22 protein-coding genes are annotated in these 20,379 nt (G+C 62.4%); 12 read left to right on the top strand and 10 right to left on the bottom strand.

The genetic code is table 11. The annotated features are described in order from the left end of the window. The first annotated feature begins 116 nt into the window (after nt 1-116). Nucleotides 117-1,328 carry an enoyl-ACP reductase FabV gene (gene fabV, locus ACF8EF_RS25215; protein WP_176682524.1) on the top strand — a complete coding sequence of 404 codons (1,212 nt, stop codon included), beginning with the start codon at nt 117-119 and terminating at the stop codon, nt 1,326-1,328. Between the two features lie 143 nt (nt 1,329-1,471). Continuing rightward, the gene (locus ACF8EF_RS25210; RefSeq protein WP_176682525.1) at nt 1,472-2,380 is read left to right on the top strand and encodes an alpha/beta fold hydrolase; all 909 of its coding nucleotides are present in this window, start codon (nt 1,472-1,474) and stop codon (nt 2,378-2,380) included. 44 nt (nt 2,381-2,424) lie between these two features. On the opposite strand, the gene ACF8EF_RS25205 is transcribed toward ACF8EF_RS25210, so the two are convergent. From ACF8EF_RS25205 to ACF8EF_RS25190, 4 genes are read right to left on the bottom strand one after another with little or no spacing between them, the layout of a single operon-like run. Further along, nucleotides 2,425-2,766, bottom strand: a complete 342-nt coding sequence (locus ACF8EF_RS25205; RefSeq protein ID WP_003251646.1) for a HopJ type III effector protein — start codon at nt 2,764-2,766, stop codon at nt 2,425-2,427. Then, nucleotides 2,759-3,055, bottom strand: coding sequence for a DUF1244 domain-containing protein (locus tag ACF8EF_RS25200; RefSeq protein WP_010955294.1), 297 nt, complete (start codon nt 3,053-3,055; stop codon nt 2,759-2,761). Before ACF8EF_RS25200 ends, ACF8EF_RS25205 begins: the two co-directional genes overlap by 8 nt. A gap of 9 nt (nt 3,056-3,064) precedes the next feature. Next, entirely contained in the window at nt 3,065-3,802 is a 738-nt protein-coding gene (gene folM, locus ACF8EF_RS25195) for a dihydromonapterin reductase (RefSeq protein WP_176682527.1), read from the bottom strand. 33 nt (nt 3,803-3,835) lie between these two features. Beyond that, complete coding sequence (locus ACF8EF_RS25190; protein WP_176682528.1) at nt 3,836-4,396, bottom strand: antibiotic biosynthesis monooxygenase; 561 nt, start codon at nt 4,394-4,396, stop codon at nt 3,836-3,838. Between the two features lie 219 nt (nt 4,397-4,615). Here ACF8EF_RS25190 and ACF8EF_RS25185 point away from each other — a divergent pair, with 219 nt between their 5' ends. Further along, complete coding sequence (locus tag ACF8EF_RS25185) at nt 4,616-5,551, top strand: MerR family transcriptional regulator (protein ID WP_392462178.1); 936 nt, start codon at nt 4,616-4,618, stop codon at nt 5,549-5,551. Here the strand turns inward: ACF8EF_RS25185 and ACF8EF_RS25180 are convergent. Together ACF8EF_RS25180 and ACF8EF_RS25175 are read right to left on the bottom strand one after the other, a co-directional pair. Continuing rightward, complete coding sequence (locus ACF8EF_RS25180) at nt 5,536-6,153, bottom strand: hypothetical protein (RefSeq protein ID WP_176682530.1); 618 nt, start codon at nt 6,151-6,153, stop codon at nt 5,536-5,538. The two genes, ACF8EF_RS25185 and ACF8EF_RS25180, sit on opposite strands and share 16 nt — an antisense overlap. Before the next feature lie 59 nt (nt 6,154-6,212). Next, a complete protein-coding gene (locus tag ACF8EF_RS25175; protein WP_392462176.1) occupies nt 6,213-6,641 on the bottom strand; it encodes a PAS domain-containing protein in 429 nt (142 codons plus the stop codon). Nucleotides 6,642-6,756: 115 nt separating this feature from the next. Between ACF8EF_RS25175 and ACF8EF_RS25170 the strand changes: the two genes are divergently transcribed. Further along, on the top strand, nt 6,757-7,212 hold the full coding sequence (locus ACF8EF_RS25170) for a flavodoxin (protein ID WP_339444055.1): 456 nt from the start codon (nt 6,757-6,759) through the stop codon (nt 7,210-7,212). A 21-nt stretch (nt 7,213-7,233) separates the two neighbouring features. Here the strand turns inward: ACF8EF_RS25170 and ACF8EF_RS25165 are convergent, their stop codons facing one another. Beyond that, on the bottom strand, nt 7,234-8,115 hold the full coding sequence (locus ACF8EF_RS25165; protein WP_392462175.1) for a LysR family transcriptional regulator: 882 nt from the start codon (nt 8,113-8,115) through the stop codon (nt 7,234-7,236). 97 nt (nt 8,116-8,212) lie between these two features. On the opposite strand from ACF8EF_RS25165, the gene ACF8EF_RS25160 reads away from it, so the two are divergent. The 4 genes from ACF8EF_RS25160 to ACF8EF_RS25145 all read left to right on the top strand — a co-directional run bounded on the left by ACF8EF_RS25160 (nt 8,213) and on the right by ACF8EF_RS25145 (nt 13,973). Then, complete coding sequence (locus ACF8EF_RS25160; protein WP_101196255.1) at nt 8,213-8,599, top strand: CidA/LrgA family protein; 387 nt, start codon at nt 8,213-8,215, stop codon at nt 8,597-8,599. Beyond that, nucleotides 8,589-9,275: an LrgB family protein gene (locus ACF8EF_RS25155; protein WP_392462173.1), complete on the top strand. Its 687-nt coding sequence runs from the start codon at nt 8,589-8,591 to the stop codon at nt 9,273-9,275. The genes ACF8EF_RS25160 and ACF8EF_RS25155 overlap by 11 nt, the downstream gene beginning before the upstream one ends. A gap of 176 nt (nt 9,276-9,451) precedes the next feature. Further along, nucleotides 9,452-10,357 carry an alpha/beta fold hydrolase gene (locus ACF8EF_RS25150; protein ID WP_392462171.1) on the top strand — a complete coding sequence of 302 codons (906 nt, stop codon included), beginning with the start codon at nt 9,452-9,454 and terminating at the stop codon, nt 10,355-10,357. A gap of 391 nt (nt 10,358-10,748) precedes the next feature. Continuing rightward, on the top strand, nt 10,749-13,973 hold the full coding sequence (locus ACF8EF_RS25145) for a hypothetical protein (RefSeq protein WP_392462170.1): 3,225 nt from the start codon (nt 10,749-10,751) through the stop codon (nt 13,971-13,973). Here the strand turns inward: ACF8EF_RS25145 and ACF8EF_RS25140 are convergent. Continuing rightward, the gene (locus tag ACF8EF_RS25140; RefSeq protein ID WP_209963520.1) at nt 13,904-14,737 is read right to left on the bottom strand and encodes an IclR family transcriptional regulator; all 834 of its coding nucleotides are present in this window, start codon (nt 14,735-14,737) and stop codon (nt 13,904-13,906) included. The genes ACF8EF_RS25145 and ACF8EF_RS25140 overlap by 70 nt on opposite strands. 112 nt (nt 14,738-14,849) lie before the next feature. On the opposite strand from ACF8EF_RS25140, the gene hmgA reads away from it, so the two are divergent. From hmgA to maiA, 3 genes are read left to right on the top strand one after another with little or no spacing between them, the layout of a single operon-like run. Next, a complete protein-coding gene (gene hmgA, locus ACF8EF_RS25135) occupies nt 14,850-16,151 on the top strand; it encodes a homogentisate 1,2-dioxygenase (protein WP_392462168.1) in 1,302 nt (433 codons plus the stop codon). Between the two features lie 3 nt (nt 16,152-16,154). Beyond that, nucleotides 16,155-17,447 (top strand): fumarylacetoacetase, encoded by a 1,293-nt coding sequence (gene fahA / locus ACF8EF_RS25130; RefSeq protein WP_392462166.1) that lies wholly within the window; start codon nt 16,155-16,157, stop codon nt 17,445-17,447. A gap of 12 nt (nt 17,448-17,459) precedes the next feature. Beyond that, nucleotides 17,460-18,092: a maleylacetoacetate isomerase gene (gene maiA, locus ACF8EF_RS25125; protein WP_209963526.1), complete on the top strand. Its 633-nt coding sequence runs from the start codon at nt 17,460-17,462 to the stop codon at nt 18,090-18,092. Here the strand turns inward: maiA and ACF8EF_RS25120 are convergent. Continuing rightward, nucleotides 18,086-18,892, bottom strand: a complete 807-nt coding sequence (locus ACF8EF_RS25120) for a SirB1 family protein (protein WP_209963528.1) — start codon at nt 18,890-18,892, stop codon at nt 18,086-18,088. The genes maiA and ACF8EF_RS25120 overlap by 7 nt on opposite strands. A 124-nt stretch (nt 18,893-19,016) precedes the next feature. Between ACF8EF_RS25120 and ACF8EF_RS25115 the strand changes: the two genes are divergently transcribed. Continuing rightward, complete coding sequence (locus tag ACF8EF_RS25115; RefSeq protein WP_176682543.1) at nt 19,017-20,036, top strand: Glu/Leu/Phe/Val dehydrogenase; 1,020 nt, start codon at nt 19,017-19,019, stop codon at nt 20,034-20,036. A 57-nt stretch (nt 20,037-20,093) separates the two neighbouring features. Here the strand turns inward: ACF8EF_RS25115 and ACF8EF_RS25110 are convergent, their stop codons facing one another. Beyond that, nucleotides 20,094-20,357, bottom strand: coding sequence for a YebG family protein (locus ACF8EF_RS25110; protein ID WP_176682544.1), 264 nt, complete (start codon nt 20,355-20,357; stop codon nt 20,094-20,096). Between the last annotated feature and the right edge of the window lie 22 nt (nt 20,358-20,379).

Here is a 20,379-nt window from a genome sequence, read left to right as displayed (position 1 = left end):
CCTCTGATCACCCCGTAATATGTGTCGGATAACCTGCGGGGGTAGTCTCACCCTCTGATCAATCGGAATCGCCCCAAGCGGCGCTTCCCCGGCATAAACCTGACGAGGTACAGACATTGGCCATCATTCATCCTAAGGTTCGCGGTTTCATCTGCACCACGACTCACCCGAAGGGCTGCGAGCTCAACGTCCGTGACCAGATCGAAGCCACCCGCAAGCTGGGCGTACGCGAGGATGGCCCGAAGAAGGTCCTGGTCATCGGTGCTTCCAGCGGCTACGGCCTGGCAGCCCGCATCACCGCGGCGTTCGGCTTCAAGGCCGACACCCTGGGCGTGTTCTTCGAAAAACCAGGCACCGAGACCAAGGCCGGCACTGCTGGCTGGTACAACGCTGCTGCCTTCGACAAGTTCGCCAAGGCCGAGGGCCTGTACAGCAAGTCGATCAACGGTGACGCCTTCTCCGACGAAGCCCGCGCCAAGGTCATCGAGCTGATCAAGAACGAAATGGGTGGCAAGGTCGACCTGGTCATCTATTCGCTGGCTTCGCCCGTGCGCAAGCTGCCGCAGACGGGTGAAGTCATCCGCTCGGCACTCAAGCCGATCGGCCAGCCGTACAAGTCGACCGCCATCGACACCAACAAGGACACCATCATCGAGGCCAGCATCGAGCCGGCCACCGAGCAGGAAATTGCCGACACCGTCACCGTCATGGGTGGCCAGGACTGGCAGCTGTGGATCGATGCGCTGGCTGGCGCCAATGTACTGGCCGAAGGCGCTCGCACCGTGGCCTTCAGCTATATCGGCAGCGATATCACCTGGCCGATCTACTGGCACGGTGCACTGGGCCAGGCCAAGCAGGACCTGGACGAAACTGCCCTGCGTCTGAACCAGAAGCTGGCCGGTGAAGTGAAAGGCGGCGCCAATGTGGCGGTGCTCAAGTCGGTGGTTACCCAGGCCAGCTCGGCCATCCCGGTGATGCCACTGTACCTGTCGATGGTCTTCAAGATCATGCAGGAGAAAGGTGTTCACGAAGGCACCCAGGACCAGCTTGACCGCATGTACCGCGACCGTATGTACCGTACCGACGGTGCGCCGGCAGAAGTCGACGAGAAGGGTCGCCTGCGCCTGGACGACTGGGAGCTGCGTGACGACGTGCAGAACGCTTGCAAGGCCCTGTGGCCCAAGGTGACCACCGAGAACCTGTTCGAGCTGACCGACTACGCCGGTTACAAGAAGCAGTTCCTCAACCTGTTCGGCTTCGAGCGCGCTGACGTCAACTACGACGAAGACGTAGCCACCGATGTGAAGTTCGACTGCGTCGAGCTGTAATCGGGTAAGCCTGTACCGGCCTCTTCGCGGGCAAGCCCGCTCCCACAGGTTCTCCCCCTGCAGGAGCGGGCTCACCCGCGAAGAGGCCGGTACAGGCTACAAAATCTTTGCTAGTTTTGGCGCACAACGACAGGGAATGCGCCATGAGTAGCCTCACCCAACCCGCTACCCCATTTCACCACCCCGCGGCCGACGGCTACCGCCTCGGCGGCTTCTGCTGGCGCCACGCCCAACCTGACCCCCAGCGCCCGCTGGTGATCATCAACGCTGCCACTTCGGTACGCTGCCGCTATTACGCCCGCTTTGCCGACTACCTGTTCGCCCACGGCTGCGATGTGCTGACCTATGACTACCGTGGTATCGGCGAATCCCGGCCTGCGTCGCTGCGTGGTTTCCAGGCCTCCTGGAGCGACTGGGGCCGGCTGGATTTCGAAGCCATGCTGGCGCATGCGGCAGCGCATTTCCCAGGTCAGCCGGTGGACGTGGTGGGGCACAGTTTCGGCGGTTGTGCAGTAGGCCTGGCACCGTCGGCTGGCCAGATCCGTCGGGTCGTCATGGTTGGCGCGCAGTTCGCCTACTGGCGCGACTACGCGGCCAGCCAGCGCTGGCAACTGTTCGGCAAGTGGCATGTGGTCATGCCGCTACTGACCCGGGTATTCGGCTACTTTCCCGGCAAGCGCCTGGGTTGGCTGGAAGACACGCCAGCCGGCGTGGTGCATGACTGGACCACACGCACCCCACGTTATGAGCACCGCCCCAGCGGGCGGGCGTTGGCGGCGCTACCGTTCGCCCAGGTGCGTGCGGCGACGCTGGCCATCAGTCTGACTGACGACCCTTTTGGGACCGTGGCGGCGACCGAGCGTTTATTGGGTTATCTACAGGGGGGCGAGCGCCAGCACCTGCGCATTGCACCTGTGGATATCTCGGCCGAGGAAATTGGCCATTTCGCGTTCTTCCATGACCGGTTTCGCGAAAACCTGTGGCCGGTGGCCTTGCAGTGGTTGCGGCAGGGGAGGCTGGAAGGTGGGGGGCCTGGCACCATCATGGGTTGATGGTGGGCGCAGGACAGTGGGGCCGCAAAGCGGCCCCGGCTATCTCAAGCCTTGCGCGCAAGCGGCTGCGCAGCAAACTTCACACCCGCCAGACCGTGTTTGATCAGCGCACGGATGTTGCCATGGTCGCTACCCTCAGGCGTGGCCACCACATCACGGTAGTGCTCGCCGAAGGCCAGCAGTGCTTCCTGGTCGCTCAGCCCTTCAAGCAAGGCCAGGCCCAGGGTTTTGCACGAACCTTCGTTCTGCCCTGCCGCATTCTCCACGCCGCCGTTGTTGAAGGCCTGCGGCTGGTAGCTGTAATTGTCGGCAATGAACGCCAAGGTATCGGCAAATACATGTTGGCCGCTGGCCAGGCTTGCGCGCAGGGTATTCAGATCAGTCACGAGGTTTTCCTTTTTCGAACGCCGCTTGTTGTTCGGCGCTGGCTTCTTTCTGGTATTGGGCTTTCCACTCGGCGTAGGGCATGCCGTACACCGCTTCGCGGGCATCATCCAGGCTCAGGTCCAGCTGACGCTCGTCAGCGGCGGCCTTGTACCACTTGGACAGGCAGTTGCGGCAGAAACCGGACAGGTTCATCAGGTCGATGTTCTGTACATCGGTGCGCTTTTGCAGGTGTTCAACCAGGCGCCGGAATGCGGCCGCCTCGAGCTCAAGCTGTTGTTGTGGGGTCATGGTCTTCTCTCAAGTCATGCGGTTCTTCAGGTGGCGGCCACCGTTGATGACCACCTGGCTGCCGGTGCTGTACTGGCTGGCGAGCAGGTACTTGACGGTCTCGATCAGCGGGCCGGCGCCGGGTTCGAACTCCAGCAGGGCCTTTTTCAGGGTTTGCTGGCGGTAGGCTTCGTCCCCCCCTTCCTTGAGGATCAGCAGCCCGGGCAGGATACCGTTCACATGCACCGTGGGCGCATATTTTTCGGCGAATGACAGCACCATGTTCTGCAGCGCGGCCTTGGTGGCGGCATAGCCGATGTGGCTTTTACTGCCGCGCGAAGAGGTTTCGTCGCAGATGTGGATGATGTCGGCCTTTTCCACCTTGGCCAGCAGGTCGCCCAGGGCCAGGTTGAGGTGGTAGGGCGCTTCGACGTGCAGGCGGAACATGGTCTCGAGGTTGTCGAGGCTATCGTCGAGCCATAGTGAGGCGTTGTGGATGATGGCGCGCAGTCCGTCGTAACGATCGTGCAGGTGATCGATCAGCGCCTGGCGGTCGCCCGCGTGGCACAGGTCGGCCTGAAACTGCACGATGTTGGGGTGGGCTGCCTGCGGCTGGATGCTGCGGCTGGCACTGACCACCGTATGGCCGGCCTGTGCCAGTTCGAGGGCCAGGGCCAGCCCGACGCGCTGGCTGGCTCCGGTAACGAGAATGGGGCTGTTCATGTTCGGGGTGGTCAACTTGTCTGTCCTTTGGTTGCCACCCAGCATACCCGAACTGTTTCCCTGTTGTATGGCCTGGCCTCAGCGGCTGCGCAAGGCGCCGGCAGTGGGTGGGGAGGCCTGCAGCCAACTGGCTAGCAGGCGGGTGGACAGCGGGATGAACAGGTACACCATGACCGGCGTCAGGGCCAGGGTGCTGAGCAGTACCCGGGGTATGAGGTCGAGCGCCGTCAACCAATGGCCGAACAGCAGGTTGAAGGCCAGCGAGACTGGAAAAAACGCCAGCCAGATGGCCACGGCCTGCTTCCAGCGTGGCGGTTTTTGCACCCTGTTGGTGCCGAACCAGTCGTCGATACCGCTGACGCGCGCCTCTTTGGGGCGCTCGAACAGGCCGTTGCCGCGTTGTAACCATGCGCGGCGAGAGGCGGAGTGTTCCCAGGCATGCAGGGTCGGCTCGTCGCTGAAGCGGAAGATGATCTGAAATTCGTCGCTATCCTGAGGCGGGGCAAGGATGCCCGAGCCGAGGTAGCCAGGGAAGTCGGTGGCCAGCTGTTCGCCTTCGTGCAGCCAGGCCAGCAGGTCCTGGTAGCGGCCATGGGCGGCGCGGCGCGACACCATGAGGGTAACGGGTGGGGTAGACATCGTGTATCTCCTGGCAACGGGGCTGGCGGGTAGCTGGCCCCTTTGGCTGTGTGGCCCGGGGTGATGGGCGACGCAGTCGTGCATGCAAGAATCGGGCGCGCATTATCGCGCAGTTGCGATCTTCGGCAAATATCGGCAGTTAAACGGTGGCACCAACAGACCGACACAGTCGTAGTAAGCTATGTGCCCAGTTTTTCGCACTCAGGGTACTTCGTGCAGATGAACGAACAGGGACGTAAACCGTTGATCGATGCGAGCTTCGAGCAGCAGGAGCTGTTTCCGATTCGTGAAGTGTCACGCTTGACCGGTGTCAACGCCGTCACCCTTCGTGCCTGGGAGCGCCGTTATGGACTGATCCAGCCCATCCGTACCGACAGTGGTCACCGCTTGTATTCCCAGGCTGATATCGATGAAATCCGCCGTATCCTCGGGTGGCTGGAGCGCGGCGTGGCGGTCAGCAAGGTGGGCAGTATTCTGGCCCGCGGACATGCCCTCTCCGGGCAGGCTGGCGGCGCGGTGGACACTAGCCTGCGCTGGCAAAACCAGATTCGCCTGGCGGTACAGCACTTCGATGTGGCGGGCCTGAATCGCCTTTATGACGAGGTGTTCGCAGCCAGCACCCTGGATCAGGTTTTCGCGGATGTACTCATGCCGGTGTGGCATGACATGGTAGTCCGGCAAGGTGGCTATGGGCAGGCCAGCGAATGGCTGTTCTATGACCAGTTCCTGCGCGGTCGGGTTTTCGCCCGCTTGCAGCTGGCCCGTGTGCCGTGTAGCCGCACCGTGCTATTGGCGCCATTGCCGGGGCAGTGCCATGAGCTTGAGTTGCTGGTAACCAGCCTGATCCTGGATAGCGACGAAGTTCGCGTGATCCCGTTGGCGAACGGGCAGCCGCTGCAAGAGCTTGCGCTGGTCTGCGAACGGCTGAAGCCGGACGCCCTGGTGCTGTTTTCCCATCAATCGCCCACAGCAGAACTCGCCCGGCACTTCAAGCGCCTGGCATCGATGCTGGAATGCCCATTGTTACTGGCCGGTGAAGCGGCGGAAGCGGTACAGGACAGCCTGGCTGGCAGCCCTGTAGCCTGCCTGGGCGCGCAGGGCAGTGTGATGCGCCAGCGCTTGCGGCAGTTTCTAGCCCGTCAGCTCGATACCTGAGTGTGCAGCTCGGGGTGGGCGCGGCGGTGCGCCTGGAGGATGTAGTCGCGCAGGCGTTCGATTTCTTCGGCTGGGCTTTGGCTGAGGTCGTAGGCAGCCAGGTCCGAGCCGATGCGCCGGCCCAACACACCATGCAGTTCGATCGGGTTGATGCCGCCCGGGGCGAAGCGCAGCGCGAAGCGGGCGGGTGCTGCTGGCAAATCACGGACTTCCAGCAGCACACCCTTGAAGGAAATCTCGCGTACCCACAGGCCGCTTGTTTCGTCATGGGCATCGAGCAGTGCGCTCGGCTGGTCCATCGCCAGGCGCCATGGGCGCAGCATGGGGCCGTCTTCGTAGATTTCCGGTGAACCCAGTTGCAGGTGCAGGGCGTGGAACTCGTCCTCTACCAGCTGCAGCGGGAAACTGATTTGCTGGTTGTTGAACTGGGCCTGCAAGGTCACCTGCTCGTTAGCCACCAACCGGGTGAGCAAGCTTTGTATGCGGCGGTCGCCATTGACCAGCAGGCTCGACATGGTGTCAGCCAGGTTCAGTTGCGGCGAATGCTGCATGTTCTGTATGAAATCCAGCTCGTCCTGGGTCAGGAGCGCGTCTGCTTGCATGATCGAACTCGGTGGTGGCGATTTCTTCAACGGAATTGACCGTGCGTGGCGGACTTGGTTCAGGCGCGTTCGTCGGGTTTCGGACGAGCGCGCAGTTCTGCCAGCTCCCGTTCCAGTTCGACCTGGCGGCTGACGTCTTTCTGGATGCCGATAAAGTAAGTGCGCTGGTCAAAGTCGCTCTTCACCGGCGTGATCGACAACTCGTTCCAGAAGGCGCTGCCATCCTTGCGATAGTTACGCAGCACTTCGCGACATGGGCGGCCCTCGGCCATGGCCTTGCGGATGCGTGCGCGGCCAAGCTGGTCACGGTCGTCAGCCTGCAGGAACCGGCAATCCTGATAGAGAATCTCGTCACGGTTGTAGCCAGTGAGGCATTCGAAAGCGGCGTTCACGTAGATCAGGATGGTGTCGTCGCCTTCCTTTTCGGCAACCACGATGCCGTCATTGGACGCATCGACCATCGATTGCAGCAATTGCGCGTTGATCATGTCCGGGCCATAGGTGAAGGAAAACGGAAGATGGCGACTTTGGTAAGGGCGGCCTTTTGCCAGCGTTGAATGCTAGTATCCTACGTTTTCACTCAGTTTCGGAATCCTCTACTCGATGAAAGTCGCCATTATTTCCGGCTCGGTCTATGGCACCGCCGAAGAAGTCGCCCGTCACGCTGAATCGCTGCTCAAGGCGGCAGGTTTCGAGGCTTGGCATGCTGCGCGTGCCACCCTTCAGGATCTTCAGGGTTTTGCCCCTGACGCCTTGCTGGCCGTGACCTCGACCACCGGTATGGGTGAGCTGCCGGACAACCTCATGCCGCTGTACAGCACCCTTCGTGACACGCTGCCCGCGGCCTGGCGCGGCCTGCCTGGCGCGGTGATCGCGCTGGGCGACTCCAGTTATGGCGATACCTATTGCGGTGGTGGCGAGCAGATGCGTGAGCTGTTCGCCGAACTGGGCGTGCGCGAAGTGCAGCCAATGCTGCGCCTGGATGCGAGCGAGACGGTGACCCCGGAAGCGGATGCCGAGCCTTGGCTGGCTGAGTTGGCGAACGCACTGAACGCCTGACCCGGCACCTGTGCAGGTGTGTTAGCCGTGGGGCTCGCGCAACAAGGCCAACCACGCCTGCGCTGCCCGTGACAGGTAGGCGCCGCGTCGCCAGATAAACGCGATATCCCAACGCAAATCCTCCTGCGTATTCAACGGCACACGCACCACCCCGGGGCGTTCCAGCGCTTTTGCCACCACCCGGGGCAGCATCACCACGCCCTGGCCGGCTGCCACCAGCGCCGCCAAAAAATCCGCCTGGCCGCTGCGCCCGCCTTCCTTGGGGGTGAAGCCCTGCTGCTGGCACGCCTTCAGCAGCCGGTCGTTGAGCACAAAACTGCGCTGGTACAGCAGAAACGGTGTATCGGCCAGTTGCTCCAGGCCCACGGCGTCCAGGCCGGCCAAGGCATGGCCAGCCGGCAGCAACGCATCCAGCCGTTCGTTGCAAAAGGGCTGGTAGTCGAATGCCTCGTCGGTGGGCGTCAAACAGCCGCCCAGTTCCAGTTCGCCACTTCTGACGGCCTGTTCGATGCTGCGGCTGCCGCCTTCCAGCAGTTGGATGGCGATGTTCGGATGGCGCCGCCGGTACTCGGCGAAAAAGCCGGCGAACAGCGTGTCGCTGCCAAGCATCGGCAAGCCCAGGCGTAGTTCGCCACGCTCCATCTGGCTGAGATCGTCCAGCTCGTTGAGCAGCGCCTGGCGCTGACGCAGCAAGGCTTCGCCACGCTCCAGCACGATGCGGCCGGCAGCGGTCAAGTGCAGTTGCGAAGCCTGGCGCTCCAGCAGCGGCTGGCCCACATCTTGCTCAAGCTGGGCCACCTGCTTGCTCACGGCCGACTGACTGATGTGCAGGGTCTGTGCCGCCTGGGTAAAACCGCCGCGGTGGACCACTTCGATGAAGCTGCGCAGTTGTTTGAATTCCATGCTTTGGATTCCATTTTGGAATGGTGAGCAGTCTAACAATTCGCTTCTGGCCTAGGCAGCCAAATCTTAAAATGAGGGCCTGTCGAGGAACCCCGCCATGAAACCTGCATTATTGAAAAAAGCCCTGCGCCTGCTTGTCGAGCTGGCGGTTCTCTGTGCGCTGTTCCTGCTTGGTGGTCAGATTGCCAGTTGGCTGGGCTGGCCGATCCCCGGTGGTGTGATGGGCCTGGCACTGCTGTTGATACTGTTCGCTTCGGGTGTGCTCAAACCGGCCATGCTGCAATTGGGTGCTGGCTGGCTGATGGCTGAGATGCTGTTGTTCTTCATCCCGGCGCTGATGAGCCTGCTCGACTATGGCTCACTGATCCGTGATGAGGGCTGGCGCATCTTGCTGGTGATCGCCGTGAGCACGCTGATGGTGATGATAGTGACCGCCATGACCGTTGAGCTGGTGTGCCGCTGGAGGTTGCGCCATGAGCCTTGAACCCATGCCGCTGTTCTGGTTGGCCTTGACCTTGCTGGCTTACCTGGGCAGCCGCTGGTTGTACCGGCGTAGCAAACGCTACCTGCTGTCACCGTTGATCCTGGTGCCGGTGTTGCTGTTGGCTGTGGCCGTGCCACTGCATACAGCCTATGCCGAGTATGCGCGCAACACCCACTGGTTGATGAGCGTGCTCGGCCCGGTGACCGTAGCCTTCGCGGTGCCGATCTGGCAGCAGCGGGCCATGCTGGCGCGCCACTGGCCGGCCTTGATGGTGGGCATGGTCGCTGGCAGCAGTGCCTCGATCGCCAGCTCCTGGGGGCTGGCGCACCTGTTGGCGCTGGACAGCGCAACCAGCCTGTCGCTGGTGCCGCGCTCGATCACCACGCCCTTTGCCATGCCCATGGCCCATGACCTGGGTGGGGTGCCAGAGCTGACAGCGGTGTTCGTGATGTTCACCGGCGTGCTCGGTGCCATGTTCGGCGGTGTGCTGTTGCGTTGGTTGCCGCTGCGTACGCCGCTGGCACGAGGTGCGCTGTTCGGTGTTGGCGCGCATGGTGCCGGGGTCAGCCGGGCGCAGGAAGTGGGCCGTGAGGAAGGCTCGGTGGCCGGCCTGGTGATGGTCCTGACCGGGCTACTCAACCTGTTCGCGGCCCCCTTGTTGGCCTTGCTCCTCTGACCGTTCGTGCCACTGACTCGCTCAGTCATCAAGCTGGCTGGCAACGCAAGTTCCAGCCAATGGGCTGCTGGCTAGACTTTGCCTCGACATAGAGAGCACATGTAAGTGCCGAGGTGACATGCAATGAACGCAGCCTTGCCCTATTCCGCCAACACCACTACACCGGGACACTTCTGATGCCTCTGGCCGAGATTCCATTGTGCGTCTGGCGTACCCGGGCACAGAGTTTCATCTTCCGGGGCCAGAGCATCCGCTACTGGACCGCAGGGCAAGGAGAGCCTCTGCTTCTGTTACACGGTTTCCCCACCGCCAGTTGGGACTGGCACTACCTGTGGGGCCCTCTGAGCCAACGTTTCCGGGTGATCGCTTGCGACATGCTCGGCTTTGGTGATTCGGACAAGCCCGTCGATCACACTTACAGCCTGATGGAGCAAGCAGACCTGCAGCAGGCATTGCTTGCCCACCTGCAGGTCACAGAGCCGGTACACCTGTTGGCTCACGACTACGGTGGCAGCGTCGCGCAGGAACTGCTGGCGCGACACCATGAGCAGCGTGCCGACATTGGCAGCTGTGTGTTCCTCAACAGCGGGCTGTTCCCCGAAAGCTGCCGCATGCTACTGATCCAGAAGCTGCTGCTCAGCCGGTTTGGCTGGCTGGTCGGGCGCTCGTTCGGGCGTGACGACCTGGTGCGTAATGTGATGCAGGTCTACGGCCCCTGCACCCATCCCAGTGAAAGCGCGCTGGATGACTTCTGGAGCCTGATCGCTGCCAACCGGGGCACGCGCATCCTGCACAAGCTGGTGGGCTACATGCCGGAGCGCAGGTTGCACCGCGAACGCTGGGTAGGGGCGATGCAATGTAGAGGCGTGCCGCTGCGCTTGATCAATGGCATTGTCGACCCGCTTTCCGGCGCGCACATGCTTGAGCGCTACCGGCAACTGGTGCCGGAGCCAGACACCGTGCAGTTACTGGGCATTGGCCATTACCCGCATACGGAAGCGCCAGTGCAGGTACTGCGCCACTACCTGGCCTTTCGTGAGCGGCCGCTGAGCTTTTACCCGCCGAAAGTGGCGTGGTCATGACGAGGCCTTTGCGCAAATGGAATAGAGCGCTGTCCGTGCGGCGCTCGGTCTCATCGACGCTGAAAATATCGACGGCCACGTGACAGGCAGCGTGCATTTTCAGTCGCCCAAAAAAAAGGCCGCTGCAAGCCGCAGCGGCCAATCGAGACGTCAGATCAAGGAGCTTCAAAATCTACGTCGGTGAACCTCGCAGGCCTGAAAAGCGGGGGGGAGAGCCCTTCAAGCCGGCCAGTGAGTTAAGAATAAGCGCTTGATCCGTCTGGAAAAATAGCTTCTGTCGACATTCACCTTTACGTTTCAGGCAACAGTGCCAAGTGCTGGATAAGCTTCCCTGCGCTATTGCCTTTGTCATCCGTTCACTCTGCTGCTCCCTTGTTTTGGAGCGCAGTTCATGTCTTTCGATTTCAATCTTGGCATCACCAATTTCGGTCAGGGGTGCCCGGATGCACGCTCTGTGAAAGAACAGGTGAAGGCCATGATGGCTCACGCCCAGGAGCTGCAACAGCTGATGGCTACGGTTGCGCAACTGGCCAGCCTGATCCCGGAGGCTCATCGACAACAGTTCACCGAGCAGAAGCGTTTGCCGTTGGCGGTTGTCGAGTCGCTTGTGCCGCAAAGGCAGGCAGTGCTTGACCAGTGGTGGGAGCAACAGTCCAGGTTAAGTTCGAAATCACTTACCCTGGCGTCCCATTTGATCCAGCTGATGTTTGCCGAAACGCGCCTCAAGGCCCTTACGTTCAAGGCCTGGGAAGCCGGTATCGAGGCCCTCGAGCAGGGCGGGGACGTAAACAGGCATGAGGTGTACCTGGTTGCCGGAGATTTGCGTTTTCGCTTGCCGGGTGTCGTTGCCAGCAGTCATGACCTCGAACAGAACCCGGACGCACCTGCGGATTTTCTGATCTACAGCCTGGCCAGCGGTTGCTGGTTCGACACTGAGCGCGAGCGCGCAGCCCGTGAACTCGCCCCTGCCTTTGCTGAAGGCAGCCCGTTGCGTTGGCTGTTGTCTTCGCAAGAGCGGGCAGCGCTGTCTACAGAGGGTTTGACACTCGATTTCGTGCCGCTGCAGGTGCCACTTCACAGGTATTTCATCCGTGATCTGCAGGCTATCCAGCTTGAAGCCACCCAGCGCAGCCTGCGGAGCAAGGTCGATGACGCCCGGCGTCTGGCCCAGCTCGACAGTGCGGCTCGGCTTGAGCCTCTGGTGGCTGCGCTGCAGAAACGTGCGGCGCGGCATGTGCGAGCTTACCGCACCAGCCTGCTGCCCGAATGGCGGCGGTTCATGCAGGGCGAGGAACTGCAAGCCTATCGACATCTGGAAGATGACCTGCAGGTGAAGGAGAAGCGTTGCACCGAGCGTCTGGCGCAATGGCGCGACCTGCGCAGCTTCGCCAAAAAACAGGTCCAGCAAGCCCTTGGCCTGGATATCGACCCCGAGCAGGTGCGGCTGCGAGTCAGTCACGTCGATGACCCTGAGCAGGCGATGAAACACACCCTGCTCGATTGGGCGTTGAGTGGTGGCTACAGCGGGTGCCAGCTCAAGGTTGAAGTCCTGGGTGAGCGGCACCGTTCATTGTTGGGGGGCACCTCTGTCCAGCGGGTGATCGAGAAACTGGATTTGCGCGTAAGCTACGTCAAACAGATCCGTACGCTCTATGACGACACGTTGACCATGGCCGCACTGTGTGAGGTTCTTGATGCGCGGCTGGCGCTGGCCAATCAGGCCGCTCGTCATCAAGGTTTTCACCCGGCGGCGTTCGATCTGTTGCACCACGCACGCCGGGGGGAAATGCAGGCCAATGGCATCAGCGCCGGTCTGGTTTGCCTCAATGGTGCGCCAACGCCCTTGAAGGACCTGCTGTGCCTGGTACAGGGCGATCAGTACCTGCTCTATGCCCCCGGCGCACCGGGAGGCGATTTTCATCTTTTCGACTCACTCGAAAAAATGGCGCTCGAAATCGGTAGCTGGACCTTGTTGCCGGTAGGCAGTGAGTACCTGCTGGGGCAATGCTCGCGGGCCCAGCATGATTCGCTCAAGCGCCATTTGCGCAAGGTCGGGATGCTGCCCACCGACTGGTCCATGCACAGCGTGACGCTCGCGCCGGTCAAGTCGCAGCAGTGGCCGGATGTGCTCAATGCCCTGGCCAGGCGCAAGATCACTGCCCTGATCGAGGATCAGCAGGCCACCACGCCAAGCTGGTTCATCAAAGCCAGTCGTACCGAGCAGCAGGCACTGGTTGATATCGACCAACTGCTCAAGCTGGCACAGGCCAGGTATCAGTCGCTGATGAAGATGCCGAGCTTTCGCACCTTCGCTCATCGACAGGTGACGGAAAAGGTCAATTCATACCCGGGCAATCGCGGCGGCCCAATCAACCCGGATCAGGTATTGATAGCGCTGGAAGAGGATGCTTTTCGCACACTGACGCAGACCGTCATCAAAGGGTATCCCACGTATTACAATTTTTCCGGCTTTGCCCGCATCACCTCGGCTACGGGCCAGGATATCTCGCACCTGAGCCCGGCGCTGCTGGGGAGCTACATCCGCGCTGCCGACCTGGGCAACAAGTACATCGAAGAAGTGAAAGCGCAGTTACTCGACCGCTCCAGGCCTGAATATGAAAGGCTCAGGCAGTGTTATCGCACGCTCTTCGCTTTGAAGATCAGGCGTGCCGTGCTCAGCGAGAAACTTCAGGGCAGCTTGTCGGGTCGCCATGCGCAGTGGCTGGCGTCAGTGATCGACAGCTTTTCCGGGACCTCGATCGACGCGGCGTGCAACCTTTATCCGTTATGGATGGACGATTGCCCCGTCCAGGGTGCCTACCTGCTGAAACCTGCTCGGGACCGCGAACTTGAGCCTCTGGTCTATCTGCCAGAAATCGAGCAAGGGCCCACTCTGCGGACCCTCAGTGAGCTGGCAAGGACCTGGCGTGAGCACGACTTGGCAGGTTATTGCCAGGACCGCGTGCCGTTATCGAGCCAGTCGCGCATGAACGCATTGATCGAAGAGCAACTGCGCGCCGGAGATGGCATTGAGGTGGTGCTGGACGCCGTTGCCCGAGGCAGGGGCGTGCGGGCGCCGATAGGGGAGACCGGGCGTATCGGGGATCCTGTCCAGGACCTTGAAAAGCGGATCAGGCGGATGATCAACGAAGCCGCTGAAGACAGCGCAGGCGCTGCCGAGCGTATTTCGGCCGTGGTGGTGGAGTGGGGGATCGTACTGGCTGGCATCCTCACGGTGCCGTTTCCACCGGCGGCCATGGCCGTCGGGCTTTTCTGTGCGGCCAGGTCCTTCGTCACCGGGGCCATCGCATGGAGCGATGGCGACCGTTCTGCCGCCTTGCTGTCGTTCGCGGCGGGGGTGGCAGGAACGGTGGCTTCCACGGGGGTCTTGGTACGGCTGTTCGGTGCCGCGCAGAAATACATCACCGTGCTTTCCCGGGCAGAGGTGTCGCAGCCCACGGCCTTCTCGCGTGTGATCGGGCGGCTATGCGATGACTACGGCGATTTGGTGAGCGAGGTGGCGCCCGCCCTTTATGATGGCTTCTCTCAGGAACTGCTCTGGCTCGTCGAGGAGGAAACGCTAGACGTCGAAGCGCAGTGTGGGTTGCCCGCGTAACCCATGCGCCAGCTCACGGTTCGTGCGGCCGTGAGCAGGCGCTGCGCCGCCGGCCCATGTTCATCGGCATGGAAGATCGACGTCGGCCCGACCACGGTCATCACCGCGGCGATCTGCCCCATGGCGTTGAATACCGGCGCCGACAGCGCATCCACCCCCGGCATCAGCAGGCCATGCACATGGTGCAGGCCCTTTTCGCGGATGCCGGCCAGCAGTGTGTGGTAGTCACTGGCGGTTTGTTGCAAAGCGGCCAGTTCCCTGTCGCGCAGCTCCTGGGTTTCTCGCTCGGGCAGATAGGCGGCGAATACCAGCCCGGTGGACGAACTGAGCAATGGCAGCACCGAACCGATCTGGGTCACCACGGTGACCGCGCGCACGGCAGGTTCGATGCTTACCACCGTGGCCCCCTGGTTACCCCACACGGCGATGAAGCAACTTTCGTTGAGTTCATCTCGCAACTGCGACAACGGCATTGCCGCCACCTTGAGCACATCGATGCTGCCCAACGCCGCCAGCCCCACCCGCAGTGCCTCACGCCCCAGCCCATAATGGTTGGTGGCGGCATCCTGTTCGGCAAAACCACTGGCAATCAGCGCCTGCAGGTAGCGATGCACTTTGCTTGCAGGCATCTGCACGTGCTCGGCCAGGCGTGATAGTGAAGTCGAGGGTGAGAGTTCTGCGAGGGCCTTGAGGATATCGGTGCCGACTTCCGCCGAGCGGACCTTCTGCTTGCCGGTGTCGGTGGGGGAGTTGGCTTTGGCCATGGGCGGGGAGGTTCCGGATTTATCGTGTCGCCTTTATAGCTTGACGCCTTGAGCGGAGCAAATTACGTTATTCGTAATCTGATTACGATAAAAACAAAATCCGGAGGCATCGATGAACCGCGACACGTCGCCCGACCTTCACTACCTGAGCGGCTTCGGCAACGAATTCGCCAGCGAAGCATTGCCCGGGGCGCTGCCTGTCGGGCAGAACTCCCCGCAGAAGGCCCCGTATGGCCTGTATGCCGAGCTGCTGTCGGGCACGGCGTTCACCATGACCCGCAGCGAGCTGCGCCGTACCTGGCTATACCGCATTCGGCCTTCTGCCTTGCACCCACGCTTCGAGCGTCTGGCGCGCCAGCCGCTCGGCGGGCCACTGGGTGGCATCAACCCCAATCGCCTGCGCTGGAGCCCGCAGCCGATTCCTACTGAACCGACCGATTTCATCGAAGGTTGGCTGCCCATGGTCGCCAACGCCGCAGCGGAAAAACCGGCTGGCGTGAGCATCTACATCTACCGCGCCAACCGGTCCATGGAACGGGTGTTCTTCAACGCTGACGGTGAGCTACTGCTGGTGCCGGAACAGGGCCGCTTGCGTATCGCCACCGAGCTGGGCGTGATGGAGGTCGAACCGTTGGAAATTGCGGTGATCCCACGTGGCATGAAGTTTCGCGTCGAACTGCTCGACGGCCAGGCCCGTGGCTATATCGCGGAAAACCACGGTGCGCCGCTGCGCCTGCCGGACCTGGGCCCGATCGGCAGCAACGGGCTGGCCAACCCCCGCGACTTCCTCACGCCTGTGGCCCACTACGAAGAAGCCGAAGGCCCGGTGCAACTGGTACAGAAGTTCCTGGGTGAGCACTGGGCCTGCGAGCTGCAGCACTCGCCACTGGACGTTGTGGCCTGGCATGGCAGCAACGTGCCGTACAAGTATGACCTGCGCCGCTTCAACACCATCGGCACGGTCAGCTTCGACCACCCGGACCCCTCGATCTTCACCGTGCTCACCTCGCCCACCAGCGTGCATGGCATGGCCAACATGGACTTCGTGATTTTCCCGCCACGTTGGATGGTGGCCGAGAACACCTTCCGTCCGCCATGGTTCCACCGCAACCTGATGAACGAGTTCATGGGCCTGATCAATGGCGCCTACGACGCCAAGGCCGAGGGCTTCCTGCCGGGTGGTGCCTCGTTGCACGGGGTGATGAGTGCCCATGGCCCCGACGCCGAAACCTGTGAGAAGGCCATTGCCGCCGATCTGGCGCCGCACAAGATCGACAACACCATGGCCTTCATGTTCGAGACCAGCCAGGTGTTGCGCCCGAGCCTGCAAGCCCTTGAATGCCCGCAATTGCAGGCCGACTACGATAGTTGCTGGGCAACCTTGCCGAGCACCTTCAACCCGAACCGGAGATAACCCATGAACCACACTGCCAATGCCCGTAGCTGGGTCGAGCACGCCAACGGGCACAGCGACTTCCCCCTGCAGAACCTGCCATTGGGCATCTTCAGCCGGCCGGGTGAAGCCAGGCGCTGTGGCGTGGCCATCGGCGACGCGATCCTCGACCTGGAGGCGGTGCTGGCCGCCGGCCTGTTCGACGGGGCGGCCAAGGCCGCCGTTGAAGCCACCCGCGGCGGGGCTCTGAACGCATTCTTCGCTTTGGGCCGCAACGCCCGCGTAGCCCTGCGCGAGCGTTTGCAGGTGCTGCTGGGCGAGCACAGCGAACACCAGGCAGCCCTGAAGCCGGCGCTGCTCCCGGCCAGCGACTGCCAGCTGCACGTGCCAGCGCAGATCGGTGACTACACCGATTTCTACGTTGGTATCGAGCATGCGAAGAACGTGGGCAAACTGTTCCGCCCCGACAACCCACTGCTGCCCAACTACAAGTACGTGCCGATCGGTTATCACGGCCGCGCCTCCACCATCCGCCCGTCCGGCACCGACGTGCGCCGGCCCAAGGGCCAGACCCTGCCGGCCGGGCACACCGAGCCGAGCTTCGGCCCTTGCGCTCGTCTGGACTACGAACTGGAACTGGGTATCTGGATTGGCCAGGGCAATGACATGGGCCAGGCAATTCCGGTAGGCGATGCCGCCGAGCACGTAGCCGGGCTGTGCCTGCTCAACGACTGGTCGGCGCGCGATATCCAGGCTTGGGAATACCAGCCACTGGGGCCGTTCCTGTCCAAGAGCTTCATCACCACCATTTCGCCCTGGGTGGTCACCGCCGAAGCGTTGGAACCGTTCCGCTGCGCCCAGCCGGCCCGCCCGGAAGGCGACCCGCAGCCACTGTCGTACCTGCTGGACAAGCGCGACCAAGCCAGCGGTGCATTCGATATCGAACTCGAAGTGCTGCTGCTGACCGAGCGCATGCGCGAGCAGGGCATTGCCCCGCACCGCCTGACCCTGAGCAACACCCGCAGCATGTACTGGACCGTGGCGCAGTTGGTGGCGCACCACAGCGTCAACGGCTGCCAGCTGCAGCCGGGTGACCTGTTCGGTTCGGGCACGCTGTCGGGTGCCACGCCGGGATCGTTCGGTAGCCTGCTGGAGATCACCGAAGGCGGCAAACTGCCGATCGAGCTGGCCAGCGGCGAGGTGCGCAAATTCCTTGAAGACGGCGACGAAATCATCCTGCGTGCCCGCTGCACACGTGATGGCGTGGCCAGCATCGGTTTCGGCGAATGCCGCGGCACGGTCATCGCAGCCAACTGAGGAGGCAGGGGTATGGAGCTGTACACCTATTACCGTTCCACCTCGTCCTACCGGGTGCGCATTGCCCTGGCGCTGAAGGGGCTGGCTTACCAGTCCCTGCCGGTCAACCTGCTGCAGGGTGAGCAGCGCGGTGAGGGCTATGTAGCCGTCAACCCGCAGGGCCGCGTACCGGCCTTGCGCACCGATGGTGGTGAGGTGCTGGTGCAGTCGCCGGCGATCATCGAGTACCTGGAAGAGGTTTATCCACAGCCTGCGTTGCTGCCGGCCACAGCCGAGGCACGGGCCAAGGTACGGGGGGTGGCGGCCATCATTGGATGCGACATTCACCCGCTACACAACGTCAGCGTGCTCAACCGGCTGCGCCAGGCCGGTCAGGACGAAGGGCAGGTCAACCAGTGGATCGGCCACTGGATCACCCAGGGGCTTGCGGCAGTGGAACAACTGATTGGCGATCACGGTTTCTGCTTTGGCGACACACCAGGGCTGGCGGATGTGTACCTGATCCCGCAGTTGTACGCGGCCGAACGCTTCAACATCGACCTCCACAGCTTCCCACGCATCCTGCGGGTTGCCGCATTGGCGGCCGCGCACCCGGCGTTCACCAAGGCCCACCCCGCCCAGCAACCGGACAGCCCGGCTCAGTGAAGTGAACGGTTCGCCGCCGGAAGCTTGCCGATTTGCTCGGACAGCTTCAGGCGCTGGACCGGGTCTTCCGTCAGTAGCAACGCATGCTCCAGGTCGAAGCGCTCGGCCTGCGGGCAATCCAGATGATGGTAGAGCGAGGCGCGGGTCATATAGTCGCTCACCTGTACCGGGCCCAACTGCATGATCCGCTCTGCATCGATCAACGCCGCCAGGTGGTTGTCATTACTGATGTGCAGTTGGCGCAGGTTGCGTGACAGGCGTTGCAGCATCTGCATCGGGCTGGCGCTGCGCAGGTGCTCTGCTGTCAGCGCCTGGTGCGGGCCGAACTGCCGCGCCAGCAACTCGCGGCAGTCGCTGGGGTACAGGCGCCGGCCGCCGCAGGGATCGAGCAGGTGGTCGGCACCCGGCACGCGCAGCAGGAAATGGCCAGGGAAGCCCACACCCTCCAGCGGTATGGACAGGCGCCTGGCCAGTTCCAAAGCGAGGATGGCCAGGGTCAGTGGTTGGCCGCGGCGGCGCTGCAATACCTTGTCCATCATCGCTGCATGCGGGCGCAAGGGGTGGTATTCATCCTGCTGAAAGCCCAGCGCATTAAGCTGGCGCAGCAGTGGCTGGGCCAGTTCGCACAGCGGCAGCATCGGCAGGTTGGCGCTTATCTCGCGCTGCAGGTCGTGCAGCGCAGCAAGGCTGGCCGCGGGCTCGACACCAGGGTCGTGCTCGGCGGCAATCCACAATGCGGCTTCCAGCAGGTCGACAGGCTCGCGTTCCAGGCAGGCCAGGCAGGCTTGACGTGGCTTCATGGGGCATCTCCACACACGTTTGAGTATTAGCCGTGGCGCGTGGTTTCGTCCAGTGGTCCGGCGGCGGCGTCAACGCCGAGGCCGTGCCTATACTGGAAGGAGCACCTCGTAGGGGAGCCGGTCGATGTTCGCGCTGATGCAAAGCACCCGTACCCAGTCACTGCACCTGTTCAATGACCCGTCTACGGGCCTGAAAGCCGTTGTGGCAATCCACAGTGAGCAGTTGGGCCCTGCCATGGGTGGGTGTCGTTACCTGCCTTACGCCGATGACGAAAGCGCCATGACCGACGCTATTCGCCTGGCCCAGGGCATGAGCTACAAGGCAGCACTGGCCGGCTTGCCGATGGGGGGGGGCAAAGCAGTGATCATGCGCAACCCGCATGTGGAAAACCGCGCCGCGCTGTTCGAGGCCTTTGGCCGCTTCATCGATACCTTCCATGGCCGCTTCATCATTGCCGTGGACAGTGGCACCTCGACCTTGGACATGGACTGCATTGCCCACAGTACTCCCTACGTGACCAGCACCACGGCGTCGGGCGACCCATCGCCACATGCGGCGATGGGTGTGTTCGCGGGCATACGTGCCACAACCTCGTTCCGGCTGGGCAGCGATGACCTGAGAGGCTTGCGGGTAGCGGTGCAGGGGTTGGGCAATGTCGGTTATGCACTGGCGGAGCAATTGCATGCGGTGGGCGCGGAACTGCTGGTCAGCGACCTGGACCCGGGGCGGGTGCGGCTGGCGATGGAGCAGTTCGATGCCAAACCGGTGACCAACGATGCGTTGATCAGTACCCCTTGCGATATCTTTGCACCCTGCGGCGTGGGCCCGGTACTGAACGGGCAGAGCGTGATGCAACTGCGTTGTGCGGCAGTGGCGGGGGCGGCCAACAACCAGCTGACTACCTTGCAGGTGGCAGACCAGCTGGAGTCGCGCGGCATATTGTATGCACCTGACTACGTGATCAATGCCGGTGGGCTGATCTATGTGGCACTCACCCACCGTGGCGAAGACCAGGGCACAATTACTGCGCACCTCGCGCGTATCCCTTCACGGTTGACCGAAGTGTTTGGCCATGCGCAGGCGGAGAAGCGTTCGCCGGCAAGGGTGGCGCAGATGTTGGCGGAACGGTTGTTGTATGGCTGAAGGTGATGATGGCGTTGTGGGCCACTTCGCGGGTAAACCCGCTCCCACACCTCCAGATCACTCGGCAGCAGCATCCTCAAGCAACTCGGACAACGCATCCGGCTGGCTTTTGAACGCCCGGGCGAACACATCGCGGTTCTTCGCCATGTAGATACCGGCTTCCTCGACCTGCTGCTCGGTCAGCGACGGCACCGCCTTGTGCAGCACCTCGGCCAGGCGCTCGGCCAGTTCGAGCATTTTGTCGTGACGGTCTGCTTCGGCCTTATCCATGAACAAGCGCTCCGGGTCGCGGCTGCTGCGGTACACCACTTCGACGGCCATTCATCACCTCTATGCCTTTTTG

This window comes from Pseudomonas sp. zjy_15 (assembly GCF_043101865.1).
Taxonomy (GTDB): Bacteria; Pseudomonadota; Gammaproteobacteria; order Pseudomonadales; family Pseudomonadaceae; genus Aquipseudomonas; species Aquipseudomonas putida_Y.
This window is presented reverse-complemented; position numbering and strand designations above follow the sequence as displayed.

Bases quoted from the DNA above. Each gene is read 5' to 3' on its own strand.
- ACF8EF_RS25210 (WP_176682525.1), top strand. From the start codon at position 1,472: ATGAGTAGCCTCACCCAACCCGCTACCCCATTTCACCACCCCGCGGCC.
- ACF8EF_RS25200 (WP_010955294.1), bottom strand. From the start codon at position 3,055: ATGACCCCACAACAACAGCTTGAGCTCGAGGCGGCCGCATTCCGGCGC.
- folM (WP_176682527.1), bottom strand. From the start codon at position 3,802: ATGCTGGGTGGCAACCAAAGGACAGACAAGTTGACCACCCCGAACATG.
- ACF8EF_RS25190 (WP_176682528.1), bottom strand. From the start codon at position 4,396: ATGTCTACCCCACCCGTTACCCTCATGGTGTCGCGCCGCGCCGCCCAT.
- ACF8EF_RS25185 (WP_392462178.1), top strand. From the start codon at position 4,616: ATGAACGAACAGGGACGTAAACCGTTGATCGATGCGAGCTTCGAGCAG.
- ACF8EF_RS25180 (WP_176682530.1), bottom strand. From the start codon at position 6,153: ATGCAAGCAGACGCGCTCCTGACCCAGGACGAGCTGGATTTCATACAG.
- ACF8EF_RS25175 (WP_392462176.1), bottom strand. From the start codon at position 6,641: ATGATCAACGCGCAATTGCTGCAATCGATGGTCGATGCGTCCAATGAC.
- ACF8EF_RS25170 (WP_339444055.1), top strand. From the start codon at position 6,757: ATGAAAGTCGCCATTATTTCCGGCTCGGTCTATGGCACCGCCGAAGAA.
- ACF8EF_RS25165 (WP_392462175.1), bottom strand. From the start codon at position 8,115: ATGGAATTCAAACAACTGCGCAGCTTCATCGAAGTGGTCCACCGCGGC.
- ACF8EF_RS25160 (WP_101196255.1), top strand. From the start codon at position 8,213: ATGAAACCTGCATTATTGAAAAAAGCCCTGCGCCTGCTTGTCGAGCTG.
- ACF8EF_RS25155 (WP_392462173.1), top strand. From the start codon at position 8,589: ATGAGCCTTGAACCCATGCCGCTGTTCTGGTTGGCCTTGACCTTGCTG.
- ACF8EF_RS25150 (WP_392462171.1), top strand. From the start codon at position 9,452: ATGCCTCTGGCCGAGATTCCATTGTGCGTCTGGCGTACCCGGGCACAG.
- ACF8EF_RS25145 (WP_392462170.1), top strand. From the start codon at position 10,749: ATGTCTTTCGATTTCAATCTTGGCATCACCAATTTCGGTCAGGGGTGC.
- ACF8EF_RS25140 (WP_209963520.1), bottom strand. From the start codon at position 14,737: ATGGCCAAAGCCAACTCCCCCACCGACACCGGCAAGCAGAAGGTCCGC.
- hmgA (WP_392462168.1), top strand. From the start codon at position 14,850: ATGAACCGCGACACGTCGCCCGACCTTCACTACCTGAGCGGCTTCGGC.
- fahA (WP_392462166.1), top strand. From the start codon at position 16,155: ATGAACCACACTGCCAATGCCCGTAGCTGGGTCGAGCACGCCAACGGG.
- maiA (WP_209963526.1), top strand. From the start codon at position 17,460: ATGGAGCTGTACACCTATTACCGTTCCACCTCGTCCTACCGGGTGCGC.
- ACF8EF_RS25120 (WP_209963528.1), bottom strand. From the start codon at position 18,892: ATGAAGCCACGTCAAGCCTGCCTGGCCTGCCTGGAACGCGAGCCTGTC.
- ACF8EF_RS25115 (WP_176682543.1), top strand. From the start codon at position 19,017: ATGTTCGCGCTGATGCAAAGCACCCGTACCCAGTCACTGCACCTGTTC.
- ACF8EF_RS25110 (WP_176682544.1), bottom strand. From the start codon at position 20,357: ATGGCCGTCGAAGTGGTGTACCGCAGCAGCCGCGACCCGGAGCGCTTG.